This is a genomic window from Sphingosinicella microcystinivorans (genome assembly GCF_003634215.1).
Taxonomy (GTDB): domain Bacteria; phylum Pseudomonadota; class Alphaproteobacteria; order Sphingomonadales; family Sphingomonadaceae; genus Sphingosinicella; species Sphingosinicella microcystinivorans.
Genome location: NZ_RBWX01000011.1, coordinates 23,842 through 46,973, shown reverse-complemented (window position 1 = coordinate 46,973; position 23,132 = coordinate 23,842). Strand labels below are relative to the sequence as shown.

The 23,132-nt window shown below is 65.7% G+C and carries 22 protein-coding genes; 19 read left to right on the top strand and 3 right to left on the bottom strand.

Annotation, left to right across the window (positions count from 1 at the left end):
• Positions 1-68: 68 nt before the first annotated feature.
• Positions 69-1,244 (bottom strand): thiolase C-terminal domain-containing protein, encoded by a 1,176-nt coding sequence (locus DFR51_RS16535; protein ID WP_121053260.1) that lies wholly within the window; start codon positions 1,242-1,244, stop codon positions 69-71.
• A 57-nt stretch (positions 1,245-1,301) separates the two neighbouring features.
• Between DFR51_RS16535 and DFR51_RS16530 the strand changes: the two genes are divergently transcribed.
• The 17 genes from DFR51_RS16530 (at position 1,302) to DFR51_RS16450 (ending at position 19,333) form a co-directional block, all read left to right on the top strand.
• Positions 1,302-1,778 carry a MaoC family dehydratase gene (locus DFR51_RS16530; RefSeq protein ID WP_121053258.1) on the top strand — a complete coding sequence of 159 codons (477 nt, stop codon included), beginning with the start codon at positions 1,302-1,304 and terminating at the stop codon, positions 1,776-1,778.
• Between the two features lie 22 nt (positions 1,779-1,800).
• On the top strand, positions 1,801-2,796 hold the full coding sequence (locus DFR51_RS16525) for a DODA-type extradiol aromatic ring-opening family dioxygenase (protein ID WP_121053256.1): 996 nt from the start codon (positions 1,801-1,803) through the stop codon (positions 2,794-2,796).
• 26 nt (positions 2,797-2,822) lie between these two features.
• A complete protein-coding gene (locus tag DFR51_RS16520) occupies positions 2,823-4,082 on the top strand; it encodes a Rieske 2Fe-2S domain-containing protein (RefSeq protein ID WP_121053254.1) in 1,260 nt (419 codons plus the stop codon).
• On the top strand, positions 4,082-4,729 hold the full coding sequence (locus DFR51_RS16515) for an RraA family protein (protein ID WP_121053252.1): 648 nt from the start codon (positions 4,082-4,084) through the stop codon (positions 4,727-4,729). Before DFR51_RS16520 ends, DFR51_RS16515 begins: the two co-directional genes overlap by 1 nt.
• 16 nt (positions 4,730-4,745) lie before the next feature.
• Complete coding sequence (locus DFR51_RS16510; RefSeq protein ID WP_243445548.1) at positions 4,746-5,147, top strand: RidA family protein; 402 nt, start codon at positions 4,746-4,748, stop codon at positions 5,145-5,147.
• Complete coding sequence (locus DFR51_RS16505) at positions 5,144-6,112, top strand: hydroxymethylglutaryl-CoA lyase (protein WP_197723687.1); 969 nt, start codon at positions 5,144-5,146, stop codon at positions 6,110-6,112. Before DFR51_RS16510 ends, DFR51_RS16505 begins: the two co-directional genes overlap by 4 nt.
• On the top strand, positions 6,105-7,277 hold the full coding sequence (locus DFR51_RS16500) for a CaiB/BaiF CoA transferase family protein (protein ID WP_121053247.1): 1,173 nt from the start codon (positions 6,105-6,107) through the stop codon (positions 7,275-7,277). The genes DFR51_RS16505 and DFR51_RS16500 overlap by 8 nt, the downstream gene beginning before the upstream one ends.
• 34 nt (positions 7,278-7,311) lie before the next feature.
• Positions 7,312-7,644 carry a cupin domain-containing protein gene (locus DFR51_RS16495; RefSeq protein ID WP_121053421.1) on the top strand — a complete coding sequence of 111 codons (333 nt, stop codon included), beginning with the start codon at positions 7,312-7,314 and terminating at the stop codon, positions 7,642-7,644.
• A gap of 8 nt (positions 7,645-7,652) precedes the next feature.
• The gene (locus DFR51_RS16490; protein WP_121053245.1) at positions 7,653-8,525 is read left to right on the top strand and encodes a fumarylacetoacetate hydrolase family protein; all 873 of its coding nucleotides are present in this window, start codon (positions 7,653-7,655) and stop codon (positions 8,523-8,525) included.
• Positions 8,515-10,170, top strand: coding sequence for a thiamine pyrophosphate-dependent enzyme (locus tag DFR51_RS16485; protein WP_243445549.1), 1,656 nt, complete (start codon positions 8,515-8,517; stop codon positions 10,168-10,170). Before DFR51_RS16490 ends, DFR51_RS16485 begins: the two co-directional genes overlap by 11 nt.
• A gap of 119 nt (positions 10,171-10,289) precedes the next feature.
• On the top strand, positions 10,290-11,834 hold the full coding sequence (locus DFR51_RS16480) for a class I adenylate-forming enzyme family protein (RefSeq protein WP_197723688.1): 1,545 nt from the start codon (positions 10,290-10,292) through the stop codon (positions 11,832-11,834).
• 31 nt (positions 11,835-11,865) lie between these two features.
• Positions 11,866-12,741, top strand: a complete 876-nt coding sequence (locus DFR51_RS16475; protein WP_160119080.1) for an SDR family NAD(P)-dependent oxidoreductase — start codon at positions 11,866-11,868, stop codon at positions 12,739-12,741.
• Complete coding sequence (locus tag DFR51_RS16470) at positions 12,738-13,100, top strand: Zn-ribbon domain-containing OB-fold protein (RefSeq protein ID WP_121053237.1); 363 nt, start codon at positions 12,738-12,740, stop codon at positions 13,098-13,100. The genes DFR51_RS16475 and DFR51_RS16470 overlap by 4 nt, the downstream gene beginning before the upstream one ends.
• Positions 13,097-14,257: an acetyl-CoA acetyltransferase gene (locus tag DFR51_RS16465; protein WP_121053235.1), complete on the top strand. Its 1,161-nt coding sequence runs from the start codon at positions 13,097-13,099 to the stop codon at positions 14,255-14,257. Before DFR51_RS16470 ends, DFR51_RS16465 begins: the two co-directional genes overlap by 4 nt.
• Positions 14,254-15,360, top strand: a complete 1,107-nt coding sequence (locus DFR51_RS16460; protein ID WP_121053233.1) for a pyridoxal phosphate-dependent aminotransferase — start codon at positions 14,254-14,256, stop codon at positions 15,358-15,360. The genes DFR51_RS16465 and DFR51_RS16460 overlap by 4 nt, the downstream gene beginning before the upstream one ends.
• Before the next feature lie 16 nt (positions 15,361-15,376).
• Complete coding sequence (locus tag DFR51_RS16455; protein WP_170151803.1) at positions 15,377-16,783, top strand: aldehyde dehydrogenase family protein; 1,407 nt, start codon at positions 15,377-15,379, stop codon at positions 16,781-16,783.
• A 459-nt stretch (positions 16,784-17,242) separates the two neighbouring features.
• The gene (locus DFR51_RS16450) at positions 17,243-19,333 is read left to right on the top strand and encodes a TonB-dependent receptor (protein WP_170151802.1); all 2,091 of its coding nucleotides are present in this window, start codon (positions 17,243-17,245) and stop codon (positions 19,331-19,333) included.
• A gap of 152 nt (positions 19,334-19,485) precedes the next feature.
• Here the strand turns inward: DFR51_RS16450 and DFR51_RS16445 are convergent, their stop codons facing one another.
• Entirely contained in the window at positions 19,486-20,271 is a 786-nt protein-coding gene (locus tag DFR51_RS16445) for a phytanoyl-CoA dioxygenase family protein (protein WP_121053227.1), read from the bottom strand.
• A gap of 124 nt (positions 20,272-20,395) precedes the next feature.
• Between DFR51_RS16445 and cuyB the strand changes: the two genes are divergently transcribed.
• On the top strand, positions 20,396-21,124 hold the full coding sequence (gene cuyB, locus DFR51_RS16440) for a cysteate racemase (protein WP_121053226.1): 729 nt from the start codon (positions 20,396-20,398) through the stop codon (positions 21,122-21,124).
• A 95-nt stretch (positions 21,125-21,219) separates the two neighbouring features.
• Here the strand turns inward: cuyB and DFR51_RS16435 are convergent, their stop codons facing one another.
• Positions 21,220-22,560, bottom strand: coding sequence for an aspartate aminotransferase family protein (locus DFR51_RS16435; protein ID WP_160119082.1), 1,341 nt, complete (start codon positions 22,558-22,560; stop codon positions 21,220-21,222).
• A gap of 179 nt (positions 22,561-22,739) precedes the next feature.
• Here DFR51_RS16435 and DFR51_RS16430 point away from each other — a divergent pair, with 179 nt between their 5' ends.
• The gene (locus DFR51_RS16430) at positions 22,740-23,126 is read left to right on the top strand and encodes a RidA family protein (protein ID WP_121053222.1); all 387 of its coding nucleotides are present in this window, start codon (positions 22,740-22,742) and stop codon (positions 23,124-23,126) included.
• The last annotated feature ends 6 nt before the right edge of the window (positions 23,127-23,132 follow it).

Genomic DNA, 23,132 nt, shown 5'->3' with positions numbered 1-23,132 from the left:
GCGAAGGGGTCAGGGAAGAGTCAAATCGCATATCCTTTGTCGATCGGTGCGGCGGGGCGGGGCCGATCTCACGCGCGTTCGTAAAGCCCGACGACGCAGGCGCCGCCGAGGCCGATGTTGTGCTGCAGTGCCAGCCGAGCGACCTCGACCTGACGGGGGCCAGCCTCGCCGCGCAGCTGGGTGGTCAGTTCGACGCATTGCGCGACCCCGGTCGCGCCGATCGGGTGGCCCTTGCCGATCAGGCCGCCGGAAGGATTGACGACGTAGCGACCGCCATAGCTGTTGTCGCCGTCGAGCGCCATCCGGCCGCCCTCACCTTCGGGGACAAGGCCCAGTGCCTCGTAGCTGATGACTTCATTGGAAGCGAAGCAGTCGTGCAGTTCGACAATGTCCAGATCCTCCGGTCCGACGCCGGTTGCTTCGTATAGGTCGGCGACGCATTGCTTGACCATGTCGAAGCCGACCACCTTGATCATGCTCTTCTCGTCCTGTGCCGACGGCGAGTCGGTGCGCATCTTCTGGGCCGACAGCCGCACATCGGTCCGCAGGCCGCGCCGCTTTGCGAAGTCCATGCTGGTCAGGATCACGGCTGCCCCGCCATTGGTGGGGGCTGAACATTCGAACTTGGTCAGCGGATCCACGATCAGCTTCGACTCGAGGATTTCTTCGACCGTCAGCAGATCGCGAAACGCCGCGTTGGGGTTGTGATGCGCGTGACGGCGCGCCTTGGCGGCCACTTCGGCGAAGATCCTCGTGTCATAGCCCGTTTTGTCGAGATATTCGCGGCCCGCGCCGGCAAACCATCCGACCGTCGAGACATCGGCGTCCACGCCCACCAGTTCGCGCGTGCGATCGTCGATCCAGCCGACGGGCAGCGTGCGGTCGGGAAAGCCGCGGATGAACTGCCGCCCCATCTGTTCGAACCCGACCGCGAGCACGGCATCGGCCTCGCCGGAGAGGATCGCCTGGCGCGCCAGGTACAGCGCCGTCGATCCCGATGCGCAGGCGTTGGACACATTGACGATAGGGACGCCATGCAGGCCAAGTGCGTATAGCGCCACCTGGCCCGAACAAGTCTCGCCCATGGCGTAGCTGGCGACCGCAAGGTCGATGTCGGTCATGGCCAGCCCCGCATCGGCGAGGGCTGCGCGTGCCGCCTCCGCACCCGACCGTTCATAGGGCACCGGCGCCGACACCTTGGTGAAGCGGGTCATGCCGATTCCGGCTACGCAGACCTTTGCCATAAGATTCTCCTTGATTTTCGAATCGAGTTTCTATTTCTAATAGGGAAGAGGTGACGGATGAACAAGATTTTTGAGGTGGCTGCGCGGGCCGAGCTGCTGGCCGTGCCGCCCGGCGTGACCGGGCAGAGCGACTGGCTGGTCGTTACGCAGGAGATGGTCGACGGCTTCGCCGACGTGACCGGCGATCATCAGTGGATCCATGTCGACCGGGAGCGGGCGGCGCGCGAACTGCCCAGCGGCGGGACCATCGCGCACGGCTTTCTGACGCTCTCGCTGCTGCCGCAGCTGCTTGAAGCCTCGTGGACCGTCGACAATGAACGGCAGAGCCTGAATTATGGTGCCGAGCGTTTGCGCTTCATCTCGCCCGTGCCCACCGGATCGCGGATTCGCCTGAACACCAGGCTCGTGTCGGTCGAGGAACGCGAGCAGGACGATGGCCTGAAGCTTGCCATAGACTGCGGCTTCGAGCTGGAAGGGCAGCCAAAGCCCGCGCTGGCCCTGACCGTTCTCGCCATCTTTTACTTCGACCGATAACCGGCGAAGGAGAGGACGGGGCATGGCCACCATCGTGCTAGGAGCCGCTACCTCCCATGGACCCATGCTCGCGCTTCCCGCGAAGTTCTGGGTGGAACGCGCGCAGGACGAGATGAAATCAGATGCGCGGATGATGAACACCCTTGACGGGCGGCGGCTGACCTATGCCGAGCTGTACCGCGAGCGGGGGGATCGCCATCGCGACGACATCGATCTGGCGACCTTCGAGAAGAAGGAGGCGCTGTGCCGGTCCGCGCTCGACCGCTTGCGCGCCGACATCGAGGCGGCCCGACCGGACGTCATCCTGCTGATCGGCAACGATCAGAACGAACTGTTCGCGGAAAACAACGTGCCCTCGCTCGCGGTGTTTCACGGCGACGCGATCACGACGCATCCGCGCGACACCTCGCGCATGCCCGAATGGCGGGTGCGGGTCACCCGCGATTACGGCATGGACTGGCCGCGATCGTACCCCGTCGACCGGAAGATGGCGGAGTATCTCGTCGGCGGCCTGATGGATGCCGGTTTCGACGTGTCGGCGCTGGGTTCGGTGCCCGAGCCGGAGAAGCTGGGGCTGGGCCATGCGCACGGCTATGTCCTGGAACGCTTTTTCGACGGATCGCCGCCGCCGGTGGTGCCGGTCTTCATTAACACCTTCACGCCGCTGCATCCGATGCGGCCGGGCCGCTGCCTGGCGCTGGGGCGGGTCTTGCGGCAGCTCGTCGAGGCGGACGGGACATCGCGCCGCGTCGCGATAATCGCTTCGGGCGGGCTCAGCCATTTCATCTGCGAGGAAGAATTCGATCGCGAGTTTCTCGCGCTGATCGCGGCGCAGGACTGGGACGCGCTCGCCGCGATCCCGGAAGCGAAGCTGTCCGCGGGCACGTCGGAAAATCGCAGCTGGCTGGTGCTGGCGGGCGCGATGCACGGCCGCGCGCTGGTCTGGCAGGATTATGTGCCCATTCCACGTACGCCGGCCGGCTCGGGGCAGGGGATGGGCTGGTCGGTCTGGTCTTGAGCGACCGGGGCTATGGAGAGGAAGCTATGCTGAACGAAAAGAACGCCAATCTGCTGGGTGACATCAGACCGGGCACGGCGATGAATGCGGTTTTCAAGCGCATGTGGCTGCCGGTGATGACATCCAATCATCTCGCTCCGGGCAGCGACCCGGAAAAGATCAGGGTGCTTGACCAGTCCTATGTGGCGTTCCGCGCCAGCAACGGGCAACTGGCGGTATTCGACGAAAAATGCCCGCATCGCGGTTGCTCGCTGGAACTGGCGAATGTCCAGGACGATTCGCTGCGCTGTATTTTCCACGGCTGGAAATTCCATGTGTCGGGCAAGTGCGTCGAGACCCCGAACGAACCCGACCCGCGCTTTCCCTCAAGGGTCCCGCTCAAAAGCTATCCGGTGAAGGAAGCGGGCGGCGCGGTCTGGGTCTATTTCGGCGAAGGCCAGGCACCGGAACTGCCCGACCTCATCTTCAACCTGCTTGTCGACGACCAGCTGTGCTCGCGCCGGGCGGTTTGCGACTATAACTGGCTGACCGGGCTGGAGGCGATCCTCGACCCCTCGCACCTCGGCATCCTGCACAGCAGCTGGATCCAGAAGGCCCCCGACAGCAGCAGCAGCGTGGATCTGGGCGCGGCGGGTGCCAATCTCGCTCCGACGCTGGAATGCGAGGAGACCGATCACGGCTTCCGTTACGTGACGTTGCGCAGCATGGGCGACGGCTCCAGCTATATCCGCGTGTCGGAAATCGTCGCGCCGAACGGCGTGTTCATCGCCACCACCGATCCGGGCCGCAAGCTGTTCATCATGTCGGTGCCGATCGACAACTATACGTCGATGCAGTGGTATTTCCGGCACAGCCCGGACGGCCCGATGCCGGAGTCGGACCGTTCGTGGGCGATCGGCCGGTCCGACCTGGACGACAACGACTTCTACCAGACACCCAAGACCCAGCCCCGCTGGGGGCAGGACCGCGAGGCGATGCGGCGCGGCGAGAGCTTCACCGGCTTCACTGACATCATGTTCGAGGACTTCATCGTCGGCGAATCGCAAGGGGCCTGGCCCGACCGCACCAAGGAGTTCCTCGGCACCGCGGACAAGGCGATTCACTTTGCCCGCCAGTATCTGCTGGAGCGTCTGAAATCGGACGTGCCGCCGCTGCCCAAGCCCGGCACCCCGCTTTACCATCTGCAGGCCCTGGCGGCGCGCATCCCCGGCGACGAGGACTGGCGCCGGGTGACCGAGACCGAGCAGGCGGCGCGTGCCGAACGCTATGCAGGACTGCGCGGCTGATGGATGCGCTGCTCGCCCTGCTCGCCAGGACATCGACCTCGGTCATGTCCGACGCCTTGCAGAAATGTGGCATCGACGGCCAGTGCCGGGGCATCGGCCCAATCAATCCGGGCGACCGCGTACATGGCGTGGCGGTGACCGCGCGCATATCGCCCTATAACGCGGCGTCCAAGCACCATGCCGAATATATGGACCTGCTGGGGCCGGGCAGCGTACCGGTACTCGACGGCCGGGGCATCCGCGAAGGCGCGCTCTGGGGCGATCTCCGTGCGACCGTCGCCAAGCGGGTGGGTGCCCACGGCACTGTCGTCGACGGCATGGTCCGCGACCGCGACGGCTGCCGCGAACTCGGCTATCCGGTGTTCGCGCGCGGAGCGCACATGCTGAGCGGCAACAAGCTCGCCTGGATTGAGGAGCGCGATGTGCCGGTCACGATCGGAGGGGTCTATGTGCGGCCGGGCGATTTCGTCCTGGGCGACGGCGACGGCGTGCTGTTCATCCCCCGGGATGCGGCCGCCCAGGTCTATGACCAGGCCGCGCCGCTCCAGGAAGCCGACGAGCGTATGCTGGCGGCCTTGCGCGACGGCATGTCGCTGGTCGAGGCGCGCAACGTCTATGGCCTCAAATCGATTTTGCCGCCGCGGTAACGGGAAAGGAATCCTCATGCGCAGGAAAAGCATCGACATCGACGGCTATCGTCACATCGGCGCGCCGATACCCGTCGCTTCGCGGATCGACAACATCGTCTACACCGGCGCCATCTCCGGCTTCGATCTGGACAAGGGCGAGCATGTCGAGGGGCTGGAGGCCCAGGCCGAACTGATGTTCACGCATCTGAAGGCGGTACTCGAGGCGGCGGGAGCCACGCCCGAGGACGTCGTGCGGATGACCTTCTACGTCAAGACGCCGGAGGCGCGGAAGGCGATCAACGCGGAATGGGTCAAGCTGTTTCCCGATGAGGCGTCGCGTCCCGCCAGGCACATCCTGAACTACGAAACACCGCGCGCGTCGCAGATGCAATGCGATGCGGTCGCGGTGTTGCCGAGGGAGGGACGCGGATCGTGACCGGCGGTCCGGGTTCCAGCACGGCCGTCGACACCACGTTCGTCGAGATCGTCGATGTGGGGATGCGCGACGGTCTCCAGATCGAGCGGGAGGTCATGCCGACCGGGAGCAAGGCCGCGTTCGTCCGCGATCTGGTCGAGTCCGGGGTTCCCGCGCTCGAGATCGGGTCGTTCGTGTCGCCGCGCGCGGTGCCGCAAATGGCAGATACGGCCGAGCTGTTCGCGCTGGTCGGCGATCTGAACTCGCGCGCGTCGCTGCGCGCTCTGGTGCCGAATGTGCGCGGGGCTGAGCGGGCGGTTGCGGCGCAGGCCGGCGAGATCGTGGCGTTTCTGTCGTCGAGCGAGGCGCACAACCGCACCAACCTCAACCAGTCGCTGGCCCAGGGGCTGGAACGGCTGGGCGAAGTGGTCGCCATCGCCCGCTCGCACGGCCTGCCCGTGCATGGCGGCATCGCGACTTCGTTCGGGTGCCCGTACGAAGGCGACGTGCCGCCGGCGGCGGTACTGGCGGTCGTGCGGCGGATGGTCGATCTCGGAATCCGGTCGGTGACGCTTGGCGACACGACCGGGATGGCAACGCCGGAGATCGTCCGCAAGGTCTGCACAGTCCTGCGCGATGCGGTGCCGGATCTGCGGCTCACCCTGCATTTCCATAATACCCGCGGTCTCGCCCTGGTGAACGTCGCGGCCGCGCTGCAACTCGGCATTCGGTCCTTCGAGGGCGCGATCGGAGGGCTGGGCGGATGTCCCTTCGCGCCGACCGCCAGCGGCAATCTGTGCACCGAGGATCTGGTGAACTTCCTTCACGAGGAAGGCTATGAGACCGGCATCAACCTTGCCCGCCTAATCGCCATCTCCCGGCGGATGGAGGCCTGGACAGGGCGGACGCTGCCCGGCCAGGTCATGCACGCCGGGTCCCGGCTGACACTGCACGATCCCGCTGCGGCCAGCGTCGCCCATGGCTGAGGATAACAGCGCCGGACCGGTGCCGGGCCAGCCGCTGTCGGGCATCAGGGTCATCGATCTGACGCGGATCGTGTCCGGTCCCTTCTGCACCATGTTGCTCGGCGATTTGGGTGCCGAGGTGATCAAGATCGAGCCGCCCGCAGGCGATCCGATCCGCGCGCAGTCGGTAGGGACGCTGCGCGGCTATTTCGCCTCGTGCAACCGGAACAAGCTGTCCGTGGTGCTCGACCTTTACGAGCAGGAGGATCTCGCGCGGCTGAAGGCGCTGGTCCGGACCGCCGACGTGCTGGTCGAGAATTTCCGTACAGGGGTGATGGCGCGCATGGGGCTGGGCAGCGACGTGCTGGCCGCTCTCAATCCCGCGCTCATCCATTGCAGCATCAACGGTTTCGGCAGTACGGGACCGGATGCGGAGCGGCCCGCGTTCGATTTCATCGCCCAGGCCATGAGCGGCTTCATGAGCGTCACCGGGACACCCGATCAACCGATGCGCGCCGGCCCGCCCATCGCTGACCTCGTCGCTGGCCTCTACGGCGCGCTCGCGACGGTTTCGGCGGTGCTCCACCGGGTCCGCACCGGAGAGGGACAGCGGGTGGAGACATCGCTCACCACCTCGCTCATGAGCTTGCTGAGCTATCATGCGGCGTCGTACCTCAACGCTGGCGTAATTCCCGAACGCCTCGGCAACGAGCACTTCGTCGTCGCGCCCTACGGCCTGTTCAGCAGTGCCGACGGGTTCCTGGCGATCGCGCCGAGCAACGAGCCGACATTGCGGCGCTTTCTCGCGGCGATCGGGCTGGAGGCGATTCTCGAGGAGCCTGATTTCAGCTCCAACGAGCGCCGCAAGGCTCATCGTGCGGCGCTCAACCGCCGGGTGGAGGATTGTCTGCGCACCCGGTCGAGCGCCGAGTGGATCGGCCTGCTGACCGCTGCGGGCGTGCCCGCGGGGGAGGTGCGCTCGCTCGATTCGGTCTTCGCCGATCCTCAGAATGTCGCGCAGCACATGGTTCTCGACACCAGCGAGGCCGGCGCGCCCGTGCGGACCATCGGCTTTCCCATGAAGCTTCACGGCACCCCCTGCCGCCTGCGGTCCGGTGCGCCGTCGCTGGGAGTGGATTCGGACGCGTTTCTCTCCGCGCTTGACCAACGGGCGACCGACAATTAGAAAATAGAAAATAGATTCTATTATGGAGCCGCATATGGACGCGATCCTGGCCAATTTCGAGGACATGGACTGGTTCGATGTCCGGGACGGCGTGCGCCGCAAGGCGTTTTCCGGCGACGGTGCGACGATCGCGATGCACGAGCTGCTTCCCGGTCACGAGCCGCGGCCGCACGACCATCCCTATGAGCAGATCGTGTATGTGGCCGAGGGCGAGATGGATTTCCATGTCGGCGGCAAGGTGCACCGGCTGACGAAGGGAGGCTTGCTGGTCATTCCGCCGAACGTGCGCCATCATGGGGTCGTGGTGGGCGACCGGCCCGCGATCAACATCGACATCTTCACGCCGCGCCGCGCAGAATACGCCTAGGGCCTGCCATGCGTTTCGTTCGTTTCGCGGATGCCGGTGGACGGCAGGGCCTGGCGCTTCGCACCGAGCAGGGGTTGCGCGGCTTCTTGGAGGACGACCCCGGCGGTCCGGGACGGCTGGAAGACCGGTTGGGCGGCGGCGAGGCGGCGCTCGAAGCCTATGGCCGCGCGCTGGCGGCGGGACCGGCCATCGATACCGATGCGATCGCGTGGCTGCCGCCACTGATGCGGCCGGGCAAGATCCTGTGCGTCGGCCTCAACTATCGCGATCATACCGCCGAGGTCGCCTTCGAGCAGCCCGATTATCCCACCTTCTTCGCCCGCTTCGCCAGCACGCTGGTCGGGCATGGGGCCGACCTCGTCTGTCCCGTCGATTCCGACCAGTTCGATTTCGAGGGCGAGATCGCCGCGATCATCGGCAAGGGCGGCAGGCACATCCGCGAACAGGACGCGCTGGACCACGTCATCGGATGGTCGCTCTTCAACGATGCGTCGGTGCGCGACTATCAGTTCCGCACGCCGCAATGGACGGTGGGCAAGAATTTCGACGCGACCGGTGCCTTCGGGCCCGAGCTCGTGACCGCGAGAGAATTGCCGCCCGGCGCGCGCGGCATGACCCTTCAGACGGTTCTCAACGGCGAGACGGTCCAGTCCGCCTCCACCGATGACATGGTCTTCGGCGTGGCCGAGCTGATCGCCATCGCATCGCGGGCGATGACGCTCGAGCCCGGCGATGTCCTGGTCACGGGAACGCCAAGCGGCGTCGGCATGGCGCGCAAGCCGCCGCTGTGGATGCGGCCGGGCGATGTGGTCGAGGTGCGGGCGACCGGCCTTGGCGAGCTGGTGAACACGGTAATGAAGGAAAATGCCCGTGAATGCTGAAGCGAAAGTGACGGAAGCGGCCGCGACCATGACCGGTGGCGCGGCGCTCGTGAACGGGCTGATCGATCATGGCATCGGGACGCTGTTCGCGCTGCCCGGCGTTCAGATCGATCCGCTGTTCGCGGCGCTTTACGACCGGTCCGACGAGATCCGGGTGGTGACCAGCCGGCACGAGCAGGGCGCGGCCTATATGGCGTTCGGTGCCGCCCGTTCGACCGGCAAGGCATCGGCCTATGCGGTGGTGCCCGGCCCGGGCTGGCTCAATGCCAGCGGCGCGCTTGCCACCGCTTATGGCTGCAATGCGCCGGTGGTCTGTCTTGCCGGGCAGATTCCGTCGCGCTCGCTGGGCCGGGGGATCGGCGAACTGCATGAAGTGCCCGACCAGCTGGCACTCGCGCGCGGCCTTACCAAATGGGCTGCCCGTGCGGATCATCCCGCCGACGCGCCGCGTCTGCTCGCCACCGCCTTTTGCGAGGCCCGTTCGGGCCGGCCCCGGCCGGTTCACCTCGAGATGGCGACCGACGTCATGGCGCAGGAGGTGCCGGTCGGCGCTGCCCCCGTGCTGACGCCGTGGACCCCCCCCGTCGATCCGAAGGCGATCGAGCGGGCGGTGGCGCTCGCCTCGAAGGCCGAAAGGCCGATGATCCTGGTGGGCGGCGGCGCGCAGTCGGCTTCGGTCGAGGTGACCCGCCTCGCGGAGCGGCTGCATGCGCCGGCGGTGGCGTTGCGCAGCGGTCGCGGCGTCGTCGATGAAAGCAGCTGGCTGGCGCAAGGCTGGCTTGCCGGCCATGCCCTGTGGGCGGACGCCGATCTGGTCATCGCCATCGGCACGCGGCTCGACTTTCCGTTCCGGCACTGGGGCAAGGACGATCGCCTGGCCGTGATCCGCATCGATGTCGATCCCACCGAGGTCGCCCGGCAGTTCGTTCCCGACGTGGCCATCGTTGCCGATGCCGCCGCCGCGGTGTCGGCCATACTGGCAGAGCTGCCGGCGGGTCTGCCGCGCGCATCGCGGGAAAGCAAACTGCGCGCCCTCAAGGCCCGGTCGGAAGCCGATTTGGACGCTCAGATGGGGCCGCAAATGGCGATCCTACGCGACCTGCGTGCCGCGCTTCCCGACGACGGCTTCTTCGTCGATGAGCTGACGCAGATCGGCTATGCGTCCTGGTCCTGGTTCCCCACTTACGGACCGCGCCAGTACATATCCAGCGGCTATCAGGGCACGCTGGGCTACGGTTTTCCGACGGCACTCGGCGTGAAGGCAGCGAATCCCGACCGTGCGGTGCTCTCGATCAGCGGCGATGGCGGGATCATGTTCGCCATCCAGGAGCTGGCGAGCGCGGTCAAGTACGGCCTCAACACCATCAACATCGTGTTCGCGGACAACAAGTTCGGCAACGTGCAGCGCATCCAGCGCGAGCGATATGGCGGGCGGGTGCTCGGCTCCGACCTGCACAATCCCCGGTTCGCGGAACTGGCGCGCGACTTCGGCGCGATCGGCGTGAAATGCGACGACGTCGCGAGGCTCGGGGACCTGGTCGCCGCGCACCGGGACGCCGATCGTCCGGTCCTCATCGAGGTCCCGGTGGGTGACTTCCCGACGCCGTGGTCGGCGATCAGGCGACCGCCCGTTCGGGGGCAGTGACCGGCCGTCCCCCCGAAAGCGGTGCGGGACGGCCCCAAAATAGAAATTGATTTACATTTTCATGCCTGCCGGATTATGGTCGGCGCAAGGCGGCAGGCATCAGACCGCGAGGAGGGACCGTGACCGAGAGAACAGCGCATGCGCCCTTGGGGGACATCCACCCGTTCATGGCCATGGATGTGCCGTGGCTGCTCGACCACCAGGCCGGGCGCTACCGCGACAAGCCGTTCATGCACTGGGACCCGTTTGAAGGCGAGGGGTATAGCTGGAGCTACGCGGATCTGCGCCACCAGGTCGCGTGCCTTGCCACGGGGCTCGTCAGTGCCGGCGTGATGCCCGGCGACCGGGTCATCGTCCACATGGGCAACCGCCCGGAGTTCCTGCTGTCGTTCTTCGCTTGCTCATGGGTCGGCGCGATTGCCGTCACGACCAACATCCACTCCGCGCCCGGTGAACTTGCCTATTTCGCGGAGCATGCCGATGCACGCTTCGCCATTACCGAAGCTGCGCTTCGCGACGTGATCGAGGCGTCGGGCGCGGAATTCGTCTGGACGATGTCGGTCGATGACGACGCCTTCCGCCGGCTGCTCGCCAACGACCCGATGGAGCGCCGCGCGCCCGAGCCGGACCGCTTTCACAGCATCATGTACACATCGGGAACGACGAGCCGGCCCAAGGCGGTCGTGTTCTCCCATGCGAACATGCTGTGGACCGCGTCGACCAACGCCGTGCACGAGAAGATCACGGCGGACGACATCACGCTCGTCTATCTGCCGCTCTTCCATCTGAACGCGCTCGGCTACTCGACCTTCGCGACCTTGTGGACGGGCGGAACGATCGTCCTTCAGCCCAGATTCTCGGCCACCCGCTTCTGGGACACCGCGAAACGGTTCAACCTGACCTGGACCTCGATCGGGCCGTTCGTGACCAAGGCGCTGCTCGACCTGCCTTATCCGGACCGGCACAGCTTTCGCTTCTGGGGCAATAACTGGGGGCATGACGGGACCATCGAGAAGGAATGGGGCATCGCCTCGCTCGGCTGGTACGGCATGACCGAGACGATTTCGCACCCGATCATTTCCGACATTGCCAAGCCGCCGGTCCTGCACTCGATCGGGCGCCCCGCGCCGGAATATGAACTGCGGGTCGTCGACGAGAATGGCGAGACAGTCAAGCCGGGCGAAATGGGCCGGCTTTACGTGCGCGGCGTACGCGGCATCAGCCTGTTCTGCGAGTATCTGAACGATCCCGAGGCCACCGCCAACGCCTTTACCGCCGACGGATGGTTCGACACCGGCGACATGATCAAGCTGTGCGAGGACGGCACGCTGCAGTTCGCCGACCGCAAGAAGGACATGCTGAAAGTGGGCGGCGAGAATGTCGCGGCGTCGGAAGTGGAAAGCGTCATCCTGGATGTCGAGGGCGTGGCGGAGGTCGCCGTGGTCGGCAAGCCGCACGATTTCCTGAGCGAGGTGCCGGTGGCGTTCGTCGTCGCGACGGGCGGGACCGAGGAGCTGACGCAGCGCATCGAGGCCCATTGCGTGCACCATCTCGCCAAGTTCAAGCGCCCCGTCGAAATCCGTTACATCGACGCGCTGCCCCGGCTTTCGATCGGCAAGCTCGACCGCAAGGCGCTCCGCGCCGGACTCACCGACGCCGGCTAGTGCCCGTCCCACCTTCACGCAGAGGATCATCGTGACTGACAGGATAGACTTTACCGGACGCACAGCCATCGTGACCGGCGCGGGACGCGGCCTCGGACGTGCCTATGCGCTCGAACTGGGGCGGCGCGGCGCGAATGTCGTGGTGAACGATCCCGGCGTCGCCAGCGACGGCAGGGGAAGCGACGCATCCCCCGCCGAGCAGGTCGCCGGGGAAATCCGGGCGGCAGGCGGGCGGGCGGTCGCGGACATGTCCGACATCACCGATCGGGCGCAGGCCGCCTCGATCGTCGATCACGCCATCGCCGAATATGGACGGCTCGACATCGTTCTGAACAATGCCGGGATCATCCGCGACCGTACCTTCGTGAAGAAGGAGCTCGACGATTTCGAGGCGGTGTTCGCGGTCCATTTCTTCGGATCGGTCTATGTGACGCGCGCCGCCTGGCCGCATCTCATGGAACAGAACTACGGCCGGGTGCTGTTCACGACCTCGGTGTCCGGCACGCTGGGCAGCTTCGGGCAGGCCGATTACGGTTCGGCGAAGACCGCGTTGCTGGGGCTCATGAACACCCTGGCGATCGAGGGCGAGCGCAAGAACGTGCGCGTCAACGCCATCAGCCCCGCTGCGGCCACGCGGATCACCGACGGCGTTCTGAGCGACGCGGCAAAGAGCAAGCTGGCGCCCGAGCTGGTCGCGCCCGCGGCGCTGCACCTGGTGAGCGAGAATGCGCCGACCAAGGTCGCGATCCAGGCGGGCGCCGGCCAGTTTTCGCGCGTGCTGTTCGCGCAGAACGAGGAGATCACCCTCGATGGCCCGGAGACGGTGGAGGCGTTCGCCGAAGCCTTCGACCGGATCGCGGCGACCGACGGGCTGTTTCCCGTGCGTGCGCCGGAGAGCGCGACATGAGCGCCGCCCCGCATCCGCCGGGGACCGTTGCATGGCACCGCCAGGGGATCGAAGCGGGCGTGCTGCTGCTCGCCCGGTGCCAGGTCTGCCAGGCGCACCATTATTACCCGTCGATCGTCTGCCGGGCCTGCGGCTCCGACAAGCTGGCCGCGGTCGAAGCGAGCGGCCGGGGTACGGTTTACGCAAGCACCGTCAACGCCGGCGACCCCGGCTTCAGCGTGGCTATCGTTGAACTTGCCGAAGGGCCGCGCGTCCTGACGACGCTGGCCGTGCCCGATCTGCCGATCGATGCGCCGGTCGAGCTATTCTTCGATGACGGCAGTCAAGGCCGCCGCCCCTGTTTCCGGACCGCGCCATGACCGGGATCGCGGGCAGCGTGCGCGGCAAGGCGGCGATGGTATCCGCCGCGACGGCGGGGATCGGCAAGGTTGGGCCGAACCGGTCGTTCATGGAGATCGCAGCCTTGGCGAGCGTGGCGGCACTCGGGCGTTGCGGCCTGTCAGTGAAGGATGTCGACGGGCTGTTCGGGGTATCGATGTCCCGCCTGATGTGGGGCGTCGACTTTGCCGAATATCTGGGCATCGATCCCAGCTATTGCGAGGGTACGCAGCTCGGCGGATCGTCGTTCGAGGCGCATTGCCTCAATGCCGCGCTCGCGCTCGAGGCGGGGCTTTGCAATGTCGCGCTGATCGCGTTCGGGGCGACGACCCGGTCCGGACGCGGACCGTGGCCGCAAGTGCGCGAGCCCGATCCCTATCTCGACGCCTATCGCGCGGAAGGTCTCCATACCTACGCCATGGCGACCCAGCGCCATATGCACGAGTTCGGCACCACGCGGGAACAGCTGTCGGAGGTTGCCGTCGCGGCGCGCCAATGGGCAAAGCTCAACCCCGAAGCGTTCATGCGGGACGATCTGAGCCTTGCCGACGTCTCGCAGTCGCGCCTCGTCAGTTCGCCGCTACGGTTGGGCGACTGCTGCCTCATCACCGACGGCGCTGCCGCCATCGTCATGACCCGCGCCGATCGCGCGCGGGACATCGCGGCGCGGCCGGCCTATCTGCTCGGCGCAGCGATGGCGCTCGACGGCACCAATCCGGCGTTGCGGCCATCGCTGACCACGACCGTGGCGGCGCAATCGGGTGCGCGCGCGTTCGGCATGGCGGGCATGCGGCCGAGGGATATCGACGTGGTGCAGCTTTACGACGCGTTCACCATCAACGTGATCATGTTCCTCGAAGATCTTGGCTTCTGCGCCAAGGGCGAGGGCGGATCCTATGTCGACAACGGGGCGCTCGCACCGGGCGGCCGGCTGGCGGTGAACACCAATGGCGGGGGCCTGTCGTGCGTTCATCCGGGCATGTACGGGGCCTTCATGCTGGCCGAGGTGTTCGAGCAACTGGCCGGAACGGCCGGAGAGCGCCAGATCCAGTCCGCGAAAACGGCCATCTGTCATGGCAACGGCGGCAACTTCTCCACGCAGGTGACCACCGTGTGGGGCACGGAGGAAACGTTATGAGCGACGTCCAGGTTCTCCCGGCACCGGGCGTGTTGGATATCGCGACCTACAAGCCCGGAGCCGCCGGGCAGGCCGTGCGCAATCCCGTGCGCCTCGCCTCGAACGAGGCGGCGCTCGGCCCGTCGCCGAAGGCGGTGGGTGCGGCGAACGAGGCGCTTGCCGGGATGCAGCGCTACCCCGACCCGTCGTGCGCGCAGCTGCGCTCGGCCCTGGCGACGAAATATGCGATTCCCGCCGACAACATCCTTTGCGGTGCCGGATCGGAGACCCTGATCCATGTCGCCATGCGGACCTTCGTGTCGCTGGGGGACGAAGTGATCGTGCCCACGCAGGCCTTCGTGATCGGGAAGATCGCGGGGCTCAGCTGTGGCGCACGGATCGTCGCGATCCCGCCCAAGGGCGATTACGGCGTCGACACCGACGCCATCGTCGCAGCGGTCACCGACCGGACCAAGGTCCTGTACCTTCCCAATTTGAACAACCCGACCGGAACGATGCTGACGCGCGAGGAGGTCCATGCCCTGCGCCGCCGGCTTCCCGACCGGGTCCTGCTGATGATCGACGCCGCGTATCGCGATTATATCGAGCGGCCGGATTACAGCAGCGGCGACGAACTTGTCGGTGCCGACGACGGCAATGTCCTGGTGTTCGGCACGTTCAGCAAGTCCTACGCGCTGGCGGGGCTGCGCGTGGGATGGTGCCATGCGCCCGCGCGGCTGGTCGAGCTGATGAACCGCGTGCGCTGTGCCTTCAACGTCAGCGGACCGGGGCTGGCTGCGGCCGTGGCGGCGATTGCCGATGCGGAGCATATGGGACGTGAGCTCGCGCTCGTCCGCGAGCAGCGGGCCGCGTTCCAGCAGTCGCTCGCCCGGCTGGGAATCGAGGCAGCGCCTTCGGACGCGAACTTCGTCATGCTCCGGTTCGAAGCGGAGCAGGGCACAGGCGGGGGGGCGGCGGCGTTCCTTGCCGAACGCGGGGTCTTCGTTCGGCCGGTCGCAAACTATGGTCTCGACCAGTGCCTCCGCATCACCATCGGTACAGAGGCGCAGATGCAGCAGGTCGCCGACGGGCTGGCGGCCTTTCTCGCGGATGGCCGGGGATGAACGAGACACAGCGATGATGGAGTTGCAGCCTCTGGCGGACGGGACCCTCAGGCGTTTTTCGGAACGCCTGCCGGTGGTCGACCCCGCGCTGGGAACGGTGGTCGCCGAGGCACCGGCGGCGAATATCGACGAGATCGAGGACGCGGTGAGCGAAGCGGCAAAGGGCTTCGCAACATGGCGACAGATCCCGATCGAAGAGCGGCGAGCCTATCTCGGGCGTTTTGCCGATGCGCTCGCCGCTGCGGTGGAGCGGATCGCGCCTGTCCTGACGCGTGAACAGGGCAAGCCCGTCGCCGATGCGACGCGTGAGGTACTGGGAAGTGCGTACTTTATCCGCCAGCTCGCCGGCATCGATCTCAAGCCGGTCGTCCTGCGCGATGATGAGCAGGAACGGATCGAGGCGCATTACGATCCGCTCGGCGTGGCGCTCGGGATTACCGCCTGGAACTTCCCGCTGCTGCTGTCCGCCTGGAAACTCGCGCCCGCCCTGCTCGCGGGGAACAGCATCATTCTCAAGCCCTCACCCAACACCCCTTTGGCGGTGTTGATGATGGACGAGGTCGCCGAGACGATACTCCCGCGCGGCGTCTTGCAGGTCGTGCCCTGTGCGGACGTTCTCGCGCCCCGTCTGGTGGAGCATCCGCTCATCCGGAAAGTCTCGTTCACCGGCTCGACCCGCAGCGGCGGCGCGGTGGCGAGCGCGGCGGCATCCGCGATCAAGCGCGTGACGCTGGAACTTGGCGGCAACGACGCGGCGATCCTGCTCGACGATGTGTCGGTCGATGCGATCGCGCCCGCGCTGTTCCAGGCGCGGTTCGCCAATGCCGGGCAGGTGTGCTCCGCGCTCAAGCGCCTGTATGTGCCGCGTGCGCTAGAAGCGGCGGTGGTCGAGGCGCTGGTGCGGGAGGCGGGCCAGGTTGCGATGGGTCCGGGCAGCGACCCCGCCAGCACCATGGGCCCGGTTCAGAACGCCCGCCAGAAAGCCGAGCTGGAAGCGATGATCGAGGATGCGGTGCGGCTCGGCGCGCAGGTCGCCTATCGCGGCTCCGCGCCGGAGACGGGCTGCTTCGTTCCCGTCACCATCCTGACCGGAGTACCCGGCGACGCCAGGATCCTGAAGGAGGAAGCGTTCGGACCGGTGATGCCCGTCATCGCCTATGACGATGTCGCGGATGCGCTCGCGGCAGCCAATGAAAGCCCGTTCGGGCTGGGCGGATCGGTCTGGTCCGGTGACGTCGAGAAGGCGAAAGCCCTGGCGCTCGGTTTCGAAACCGGAACCGTATGGATCAACCGGCATCCCGCGATCTCGCCCGAGATACCTTTTGGCGGCGCGAAGATGTCCGGCGTGGGCGTCGAATTCGGTGCCGAGGGGCTGAAGGAGTTCGCGCAGCGAAAGATCGTGAGCGTCGCCAAGGCGTCGTGACCGGCGCGCGCGTCGCGCTGCATGTCCGATCCGGACGGCGGGACTGATGGTCCCGTCCGCCGTGCCGCCAGCCCTCGGTCGCGCCTGGCTGGCTGCCCCCCCGGCAAAGATCATCCTCGCGCGCCCCCGATCACGAGACGGGCATGGAATTACCCGATGAAAAGCAAGGGGATCAATCGTCGGATCGCCCGACTGTCCGCTGCTTGCCGGCGGTCGGAGAACCCTGTTCTGCATGGCGGCCGGTCGGAGGTGTTGTGGCTTTGCTACACCCCCTCACGATTTTCCAACTCTCCCCTTGCAAGGGTTCAGGGAATAGTAATAGAAATCTATTTCTATTTAAGAGGGGAATGAACGATGATGAGCTTGCGCCCGAAGTCGGTGTCTTCGAATATGCGATGGGCAGTGGTTACCCTCCTCAGCACATCGTGCCTGATCGCCCAGCCTGCCGCTGCGCAAAACATGGCGCCGGCCGATCAGGAGCTGAAACAATCGGTTATCGTCGTCACCGCGCAAAAGCGCGAGGAACTGCTTACCGAAGTGCCCGTGGCGGTGTCGGCCTTCAGCGGCGAGGATCTGGACGACAGGGGCATATCGGCCTTCGACGCGCTCGCCACCGTAACGCCCGGCCTCTTCCTGACCACCAGCGAATCGGTGCGCGCCAGCAGGATCAACATCCGCGGCATCACCTCGACGCCGACGACGCCCGGGTTCGAACCTGGCATCACGATCAACATCGACGGCGTGTCGCAGGGCAGGGCAACGACCGTCAACAACGAGTTTCTTGACATCGAGACGATCGAAGTCCTGCGCGGTCCGCAGAATACCCTTTACGGCCGCAGTTCCGTGGCCGGCGTCATCAACATCACCACCAAGAAGCCGGTGATCGGGGAGCTGGGCGGCGACGTCTCGCTGTCTTACTCCAATTATGACGAAATCCTGACGCGCGGCGTTCTGAACGTGCCGCTGGGAGACAAGGCCGCATTGCGCCTCGGTGCCTATTACAAGGACCGCGAAGGTTTTCTCGAGAACACGCTTCTCGGCGTCAAGCACAACAACATCGACCGTTACGGCGTCAGGGGATCGCTGCTGATCGATCCGGGCGGCGACTTCGAACTGATCCTCCGCGGATCGTACACGGAAGACGAATCGGTGGGCAACACCTACGAGCCGGTCAGCCCGGCCGGTAACGAAGGTGCGATCGACCGCAGGATCGCGCAGGATTTCCGCGACGAACAGACCCGCGAAACCTATGATTTCTCCGCGACGTTCGAAGGGGAAATCGGGTCGGGCTACACGCTGACCTCGATCACGTCGTTCAGCGGTTTCGATTTCTACGCGGCCAACGATCAGGACCGTTCGCCTGCCGATTTCCTGGTTTCAGGCATCACCGAAAAGCAGGATCAGTTCTCGCATGAGGTCCGCCTCACGTCTCCGGGCGATGCTCCGTTCAGGTGGATTGTCGGTCTCTATTATTTCGACCAGAAGGTCGAACCCGATGCCTTCGCGGCTTTCGGTACGGCCTTCCCGGTGGCACCCTTCAGGGGAGTGAGGGCCACGGCCTATCGCGCCCAGATCGACGTCAAGGAATATGCCATCTTCGGTCAGGGTGACTTCGATCTGAGCGACGGCCTGACGCTGACCGCGGGTCTGCGGTACGGTCGTACGGAGAAGGACATTCTCTACGATCAGCGCAACCCGTTCGTGCCGACATTCGTGGCGGAGACATCGCTCGATGACAATGCGCTGACCGGCACGGTCAAGCTCGCCTACGAGATCGCACCGGACTCGATCATCTATGCGTCCTATTCGCGCGGTGAGAAGTCCGGCGGGTTCAACGCGCCCGGCGATCTCAATGTGACAGCACCGATAAGCTCGCTCACCGATGAACAGGTACGAAGGCTGCTCTCGGTCGCTCCGGAAAAGGTCGACAGTTATGAGGCCGGCCTGCGCGGGTTGTTCCTCGACAACCGTCTGACCGTCACGCTGACCGGCTTTTATGCCGAGTATCGTGACCGGCAGGTGTTCGAGCTCGACTTCAGCGGCATCATTCCGTCCAACCGCAGTTTGAACCGCAACACCGAAGCGTTCGGTGCCGAGTTGGAAGCGCGGCTCAGCGCGACTGACTTCCTTGACATCGGCGGAAGCTACGGTTTCCTCGACACGACGGTCAAGAGCAACACCGGCAATCCGGTGACCGACAATACGTTCGACGGAAATGACGCCGAGCGGTCTCCGCGGCACCAGGTGACGCTGTTCGCGGAAAGCAACGTCCCGGTGACCGACGATCTCGAGGCGCGGCTGCGGGCGGATTTCTCGCATATCTCGAGCTGGTATGACGAGGACAACAATCTGCCGGCTGCCCAGGCCGATGCGCACACGCTTGTCAATTTCCGTGCAGGTCTTTCCAGCCGCGGCGGCGGCTGGACCATCTCGGGCTATGTCGACAACATTTTCGACGAAACCTACGTCACTGATTTTCTGAACAATGGCGCTGCGGTGGCCCCCAATCTGGGCCGTCGCTATGGCGTGCGCGTAGACTTCACCTTCTAACGCAGGGGGAGCTCCGGCGCCCGGGTGCGATCCTTCGGGGTCAATTCCGGGTGCCGGAGCGGCCGGTTCCCGAGGCAGCGACTTCGTGACGGCTGTGGCGGCGTTTGCCACGGCCATGAGCTGCTTCGCCTCAGCCGATCAGACTCCAGGCTCTAGCCCGCCGACCATTGGGGGGTCATTGCCAGCGCCGCGACCTTGCGACCGGGGACGAGCGGCAGGGGTTTTCGGATCACGTTGAGCCGGCCTTCCAGATGGCAGACCGCTTCGTCGCCGACCCACCGGGTGGCGAGCGCGCGGCGCTGGCCGCTGACGTTCGTCCTGGTTGCGGCCCCGTGCAGCGTCCGCATCTGAAATATGACAAGGTCACCCGGCTCGCATGCGAAACTCACCACCTCCGGATCATTCTCGTCGATGTCCGGAACGGGCGGGAGGCTGAGGTCGGGATGTCCCGGCGTGGCGAACTGATAGAGTTGGCCGGACCGGTGCCAGCCGCGCAGGAACTGGAGCGCATTGTCCTTGGGGACCGGGTCGAGCGCCATCCACATGACGCACATCTGGTCGCCGTCGAACGGCATGTACGGCATGTCCTGATGCCAGTCGGTGCCTTTAACGACCTCGCCCGCCTGCTTCACGAACAACTGGTCGTAGATGCAATAGGCGTGGCGCGCGCGCATGATCTGTCCGGCGACCTCGCCCGCGGGCGAGTCGTCGATGAAGTTCCGGATCGCGGCTGAGCGTTGCGCGACTTCCGCCTCCTCGTAGAATTCGCTCTGACGGGCGTCAGTCTTCCAGAACCGGGCGTGTTTGCCGGGATTGGCCCGCGCCTCATCGACCGCTTCTCTCAGTTCCGCGATCCTTCGATCGTCGAAGGGGTTCGGTATGTGCACCACCCCGTCGCGTTCATAAGCTGCAACCTGGGAATCCGAGATCATCGTCATCGCTGTTCATCCCTCCTGACCTGAACCGCCGCGGGCCGGCCATTCATCGATTAATTTCTTGAGTTCCAGCAATCATACAGGCAAAGAAAAATAGAACAAGAATTCTATAATCGGGGTTGCGGGCATGGAAACGGCGCTCGACGCGGTCAGGCGCTCGCCGGGCGACGGGCCGGTGCTCGGGGTCCTGGGTGGAATGGGACCGCTCGCCACGGCCGATTTTCTGCGCAAGCTGGTTGAGCGGACGCCGGCCCGGCGGGACCAGGATCACATTCCGGCGCTGACATTCTCGGCGAACTTCGTCCCGGACCGGACAGCGTTTCTGCTGGGATCGGGTCCCGATCCGTTTCCCGCGCTCGTGGCGTCGGCCCGCTATCTTCGCGACTGCGGGGCCGCGATGCTGGCCATGCCCTGCAACACTGCGCATTACTGGCACGCGCGGCTGGCCGGGGAGGTCGACATCCCCTTCGTCAGCATGGTTCAGGCGACGCTGAAGGCCATTGGGGAGGTCGCACCGACCGGGCCGGTCGGGCTGCTCGCCACGACGGGCACCGTCTCCAGCGGCATCTACGCGCAGCCGCTGGCGGACGTCGGGCGAACCTGCCTCGCCCTGAGCGAGGAACTGCAGGCAGAGGTGATGTCCGGCATCGGGCTCGTGAAGGCGGGGCAGATCGCCGCCGGTGCGGCGAAATTTGCAATGGCCGAACGCGACCTGGCCGATCGCGGTGCGCAGGCGATCATCCTGGGATGCACCGAGATCCCGGTCGCGCTCGACGCTGCGGCCGGCTTGGGTCCTGCACGGATCGACACGCTGCTTTGCCTCGCCGACGCGGTCGTCGATCGTTCGCAGCGTTGAAAGCCCCGTCCCCGCGCGAGAACCCGATTGACGTTCCGGACTGATCTCCAGCCCGGAAAGATCGCGATCGTGGATCCGGCTCTGTGGATCGACGTCTAGGAAGCGAGCGCGCGTCTGCCGACCTGAACCTGCTTAAGCCCTGCCTCGACCTGATCGACCGCGAAATCGATGTCGCTGTCCTTCATCGGCAGAGAGGTGAACCATGCCTGACCTTCGGCGGTGAGCACGCCGTTGTTCAGGAGATGCACGTGGAGCAGCGAGTGTGCTTCGGCGTCGTGATTCATGCCCACGCGGACGCGATGATCGGTGATCGGGCCTTCGTCGCCGATGTGCATGTACGTCAGCGATCCGACGCCCTGAACGCACCCCGGCATGTCCGCATTCCTGAGCGCGGCGCGCAGTCCCGCACGCAGCCGCTCGCCAAGCCGGTTGATATGGTCGTAGGCGTCGGGCGTCATCACGCCGAGTGCCGCGGCACCGGCCGCAGTTGTCATGGGATTGGCGTTGTAGGTGCCCGAGTGATAGACACGATGGCGCGAGTCATGCTGGTCGAACACCGCCATGAACTCGCGCAGCCCGCCGACCGCGCCGACCGGAAGCCCGCCGCCGATCACCTTGCCGAAGGTGGTGAGGTCGGGAACGACGCCGACCTGTCCCTGCGCCCCGTGATAACCGGAGCGGAACGTCATCACTTCATCGAAAATGAGAACGGAACCGTTACTCCGCGTGAACTCCCGAAGATAGGCGAGGAATTCGTCGCTCGCCCTGATGAAGCCCAGCCGCGGAGTGAAGGGGTCGAGGATGACCGCGGCCAGATCGCTGGCATGATCGCTCAGGATCGCCTTCGCGGCCGCGACGTCGTTCATCGGCAGCGTGATCACCTCGTCGATCACCTCGCTGCCGACACCGGTATCGACGCGGGTCGTGTTCGGGCGCTCGGCCGGACCCCAGGTGTCCGGGGTCGATCCTGACTGGCTGGTTTCCATGAGGTCGGAGCCGCCATGATAGGCGCCCTCGACCCGCGCGACCTTGTTGCGCCCGGAATAAGCGCGCGCTGTCCGGATCGCGTACATGATGCCTTCGGTGCCCGAATTGGTGAAGCGGATTTGCTCCACGCCCGCGACCCGTTCGCAAATCATCTCGGCAAGGCGCACCTCGTTTTCGTGCGGCGCACCGACCCCCATGACCGACTGCGCCTGGCGCGTGACCGCCTCCACCACCTTGGGATGCGAATGTCCGGCGACAATCGCGGTCATGTTGTTGATGAAGTCGATCCGTTCGACGCCGTCGACGTCGGTCAGCCGACAGCCTTCGCCCTTGGCGATGTAGACGGGGTAGGGCGGATAGTAGACAGCTACGCGGGAATTGCCGCCGGGAATGACGTTCCGCGCTTCCCGGTAGAGCTGCGCCGATCTGCTGTTGTTATCCGGAAACATGAGTTCCTCTCCTCCAGAGCGCCATTGCAGGCTGGACAAAAATAGAATTGCTATTCTATAATGCCGCCGCCGAGTTCGCAACAGGTGAATGCACGATCGCATCGAGAAATCGCAGCCGGGCCGCGGCCCCCGGCGACACCGCGCCGGCACCGGCAGCCGCGAGAAAGTGGGAGAGGACCATGCGCATGACCAAGCACAATCCGGCCACGGTGGGCACCGTCCCGCACGGCTATTCGCACGGCGTGGAAGTAAGCGGAACGGGGCGCATCCTCTACATATCCGGCCAGGTCGGGGTCGGCGCGGACGGCCAGACGGTTGCCGACTATCCAGACCAGGTGCGCACTGCCCTGAAGAACTTCCTCGCCGTCCTCGACGCCGCGGGCATGGACGCGTCCAACATCGTCAAGATGAACATTTTCGTGACGCCCGAGGCGGATACCGGCATCTATGGGCGCACCCATGCCGAAATGCTCGGCGACATCACGCCGGCGGTTACCCTCGTCACCGTGGTCAAGCTCGGCGATCCCCTGTGGCGAGTCGAGATCGAAGGCGTGGCGGTCGGCTGACCGCCA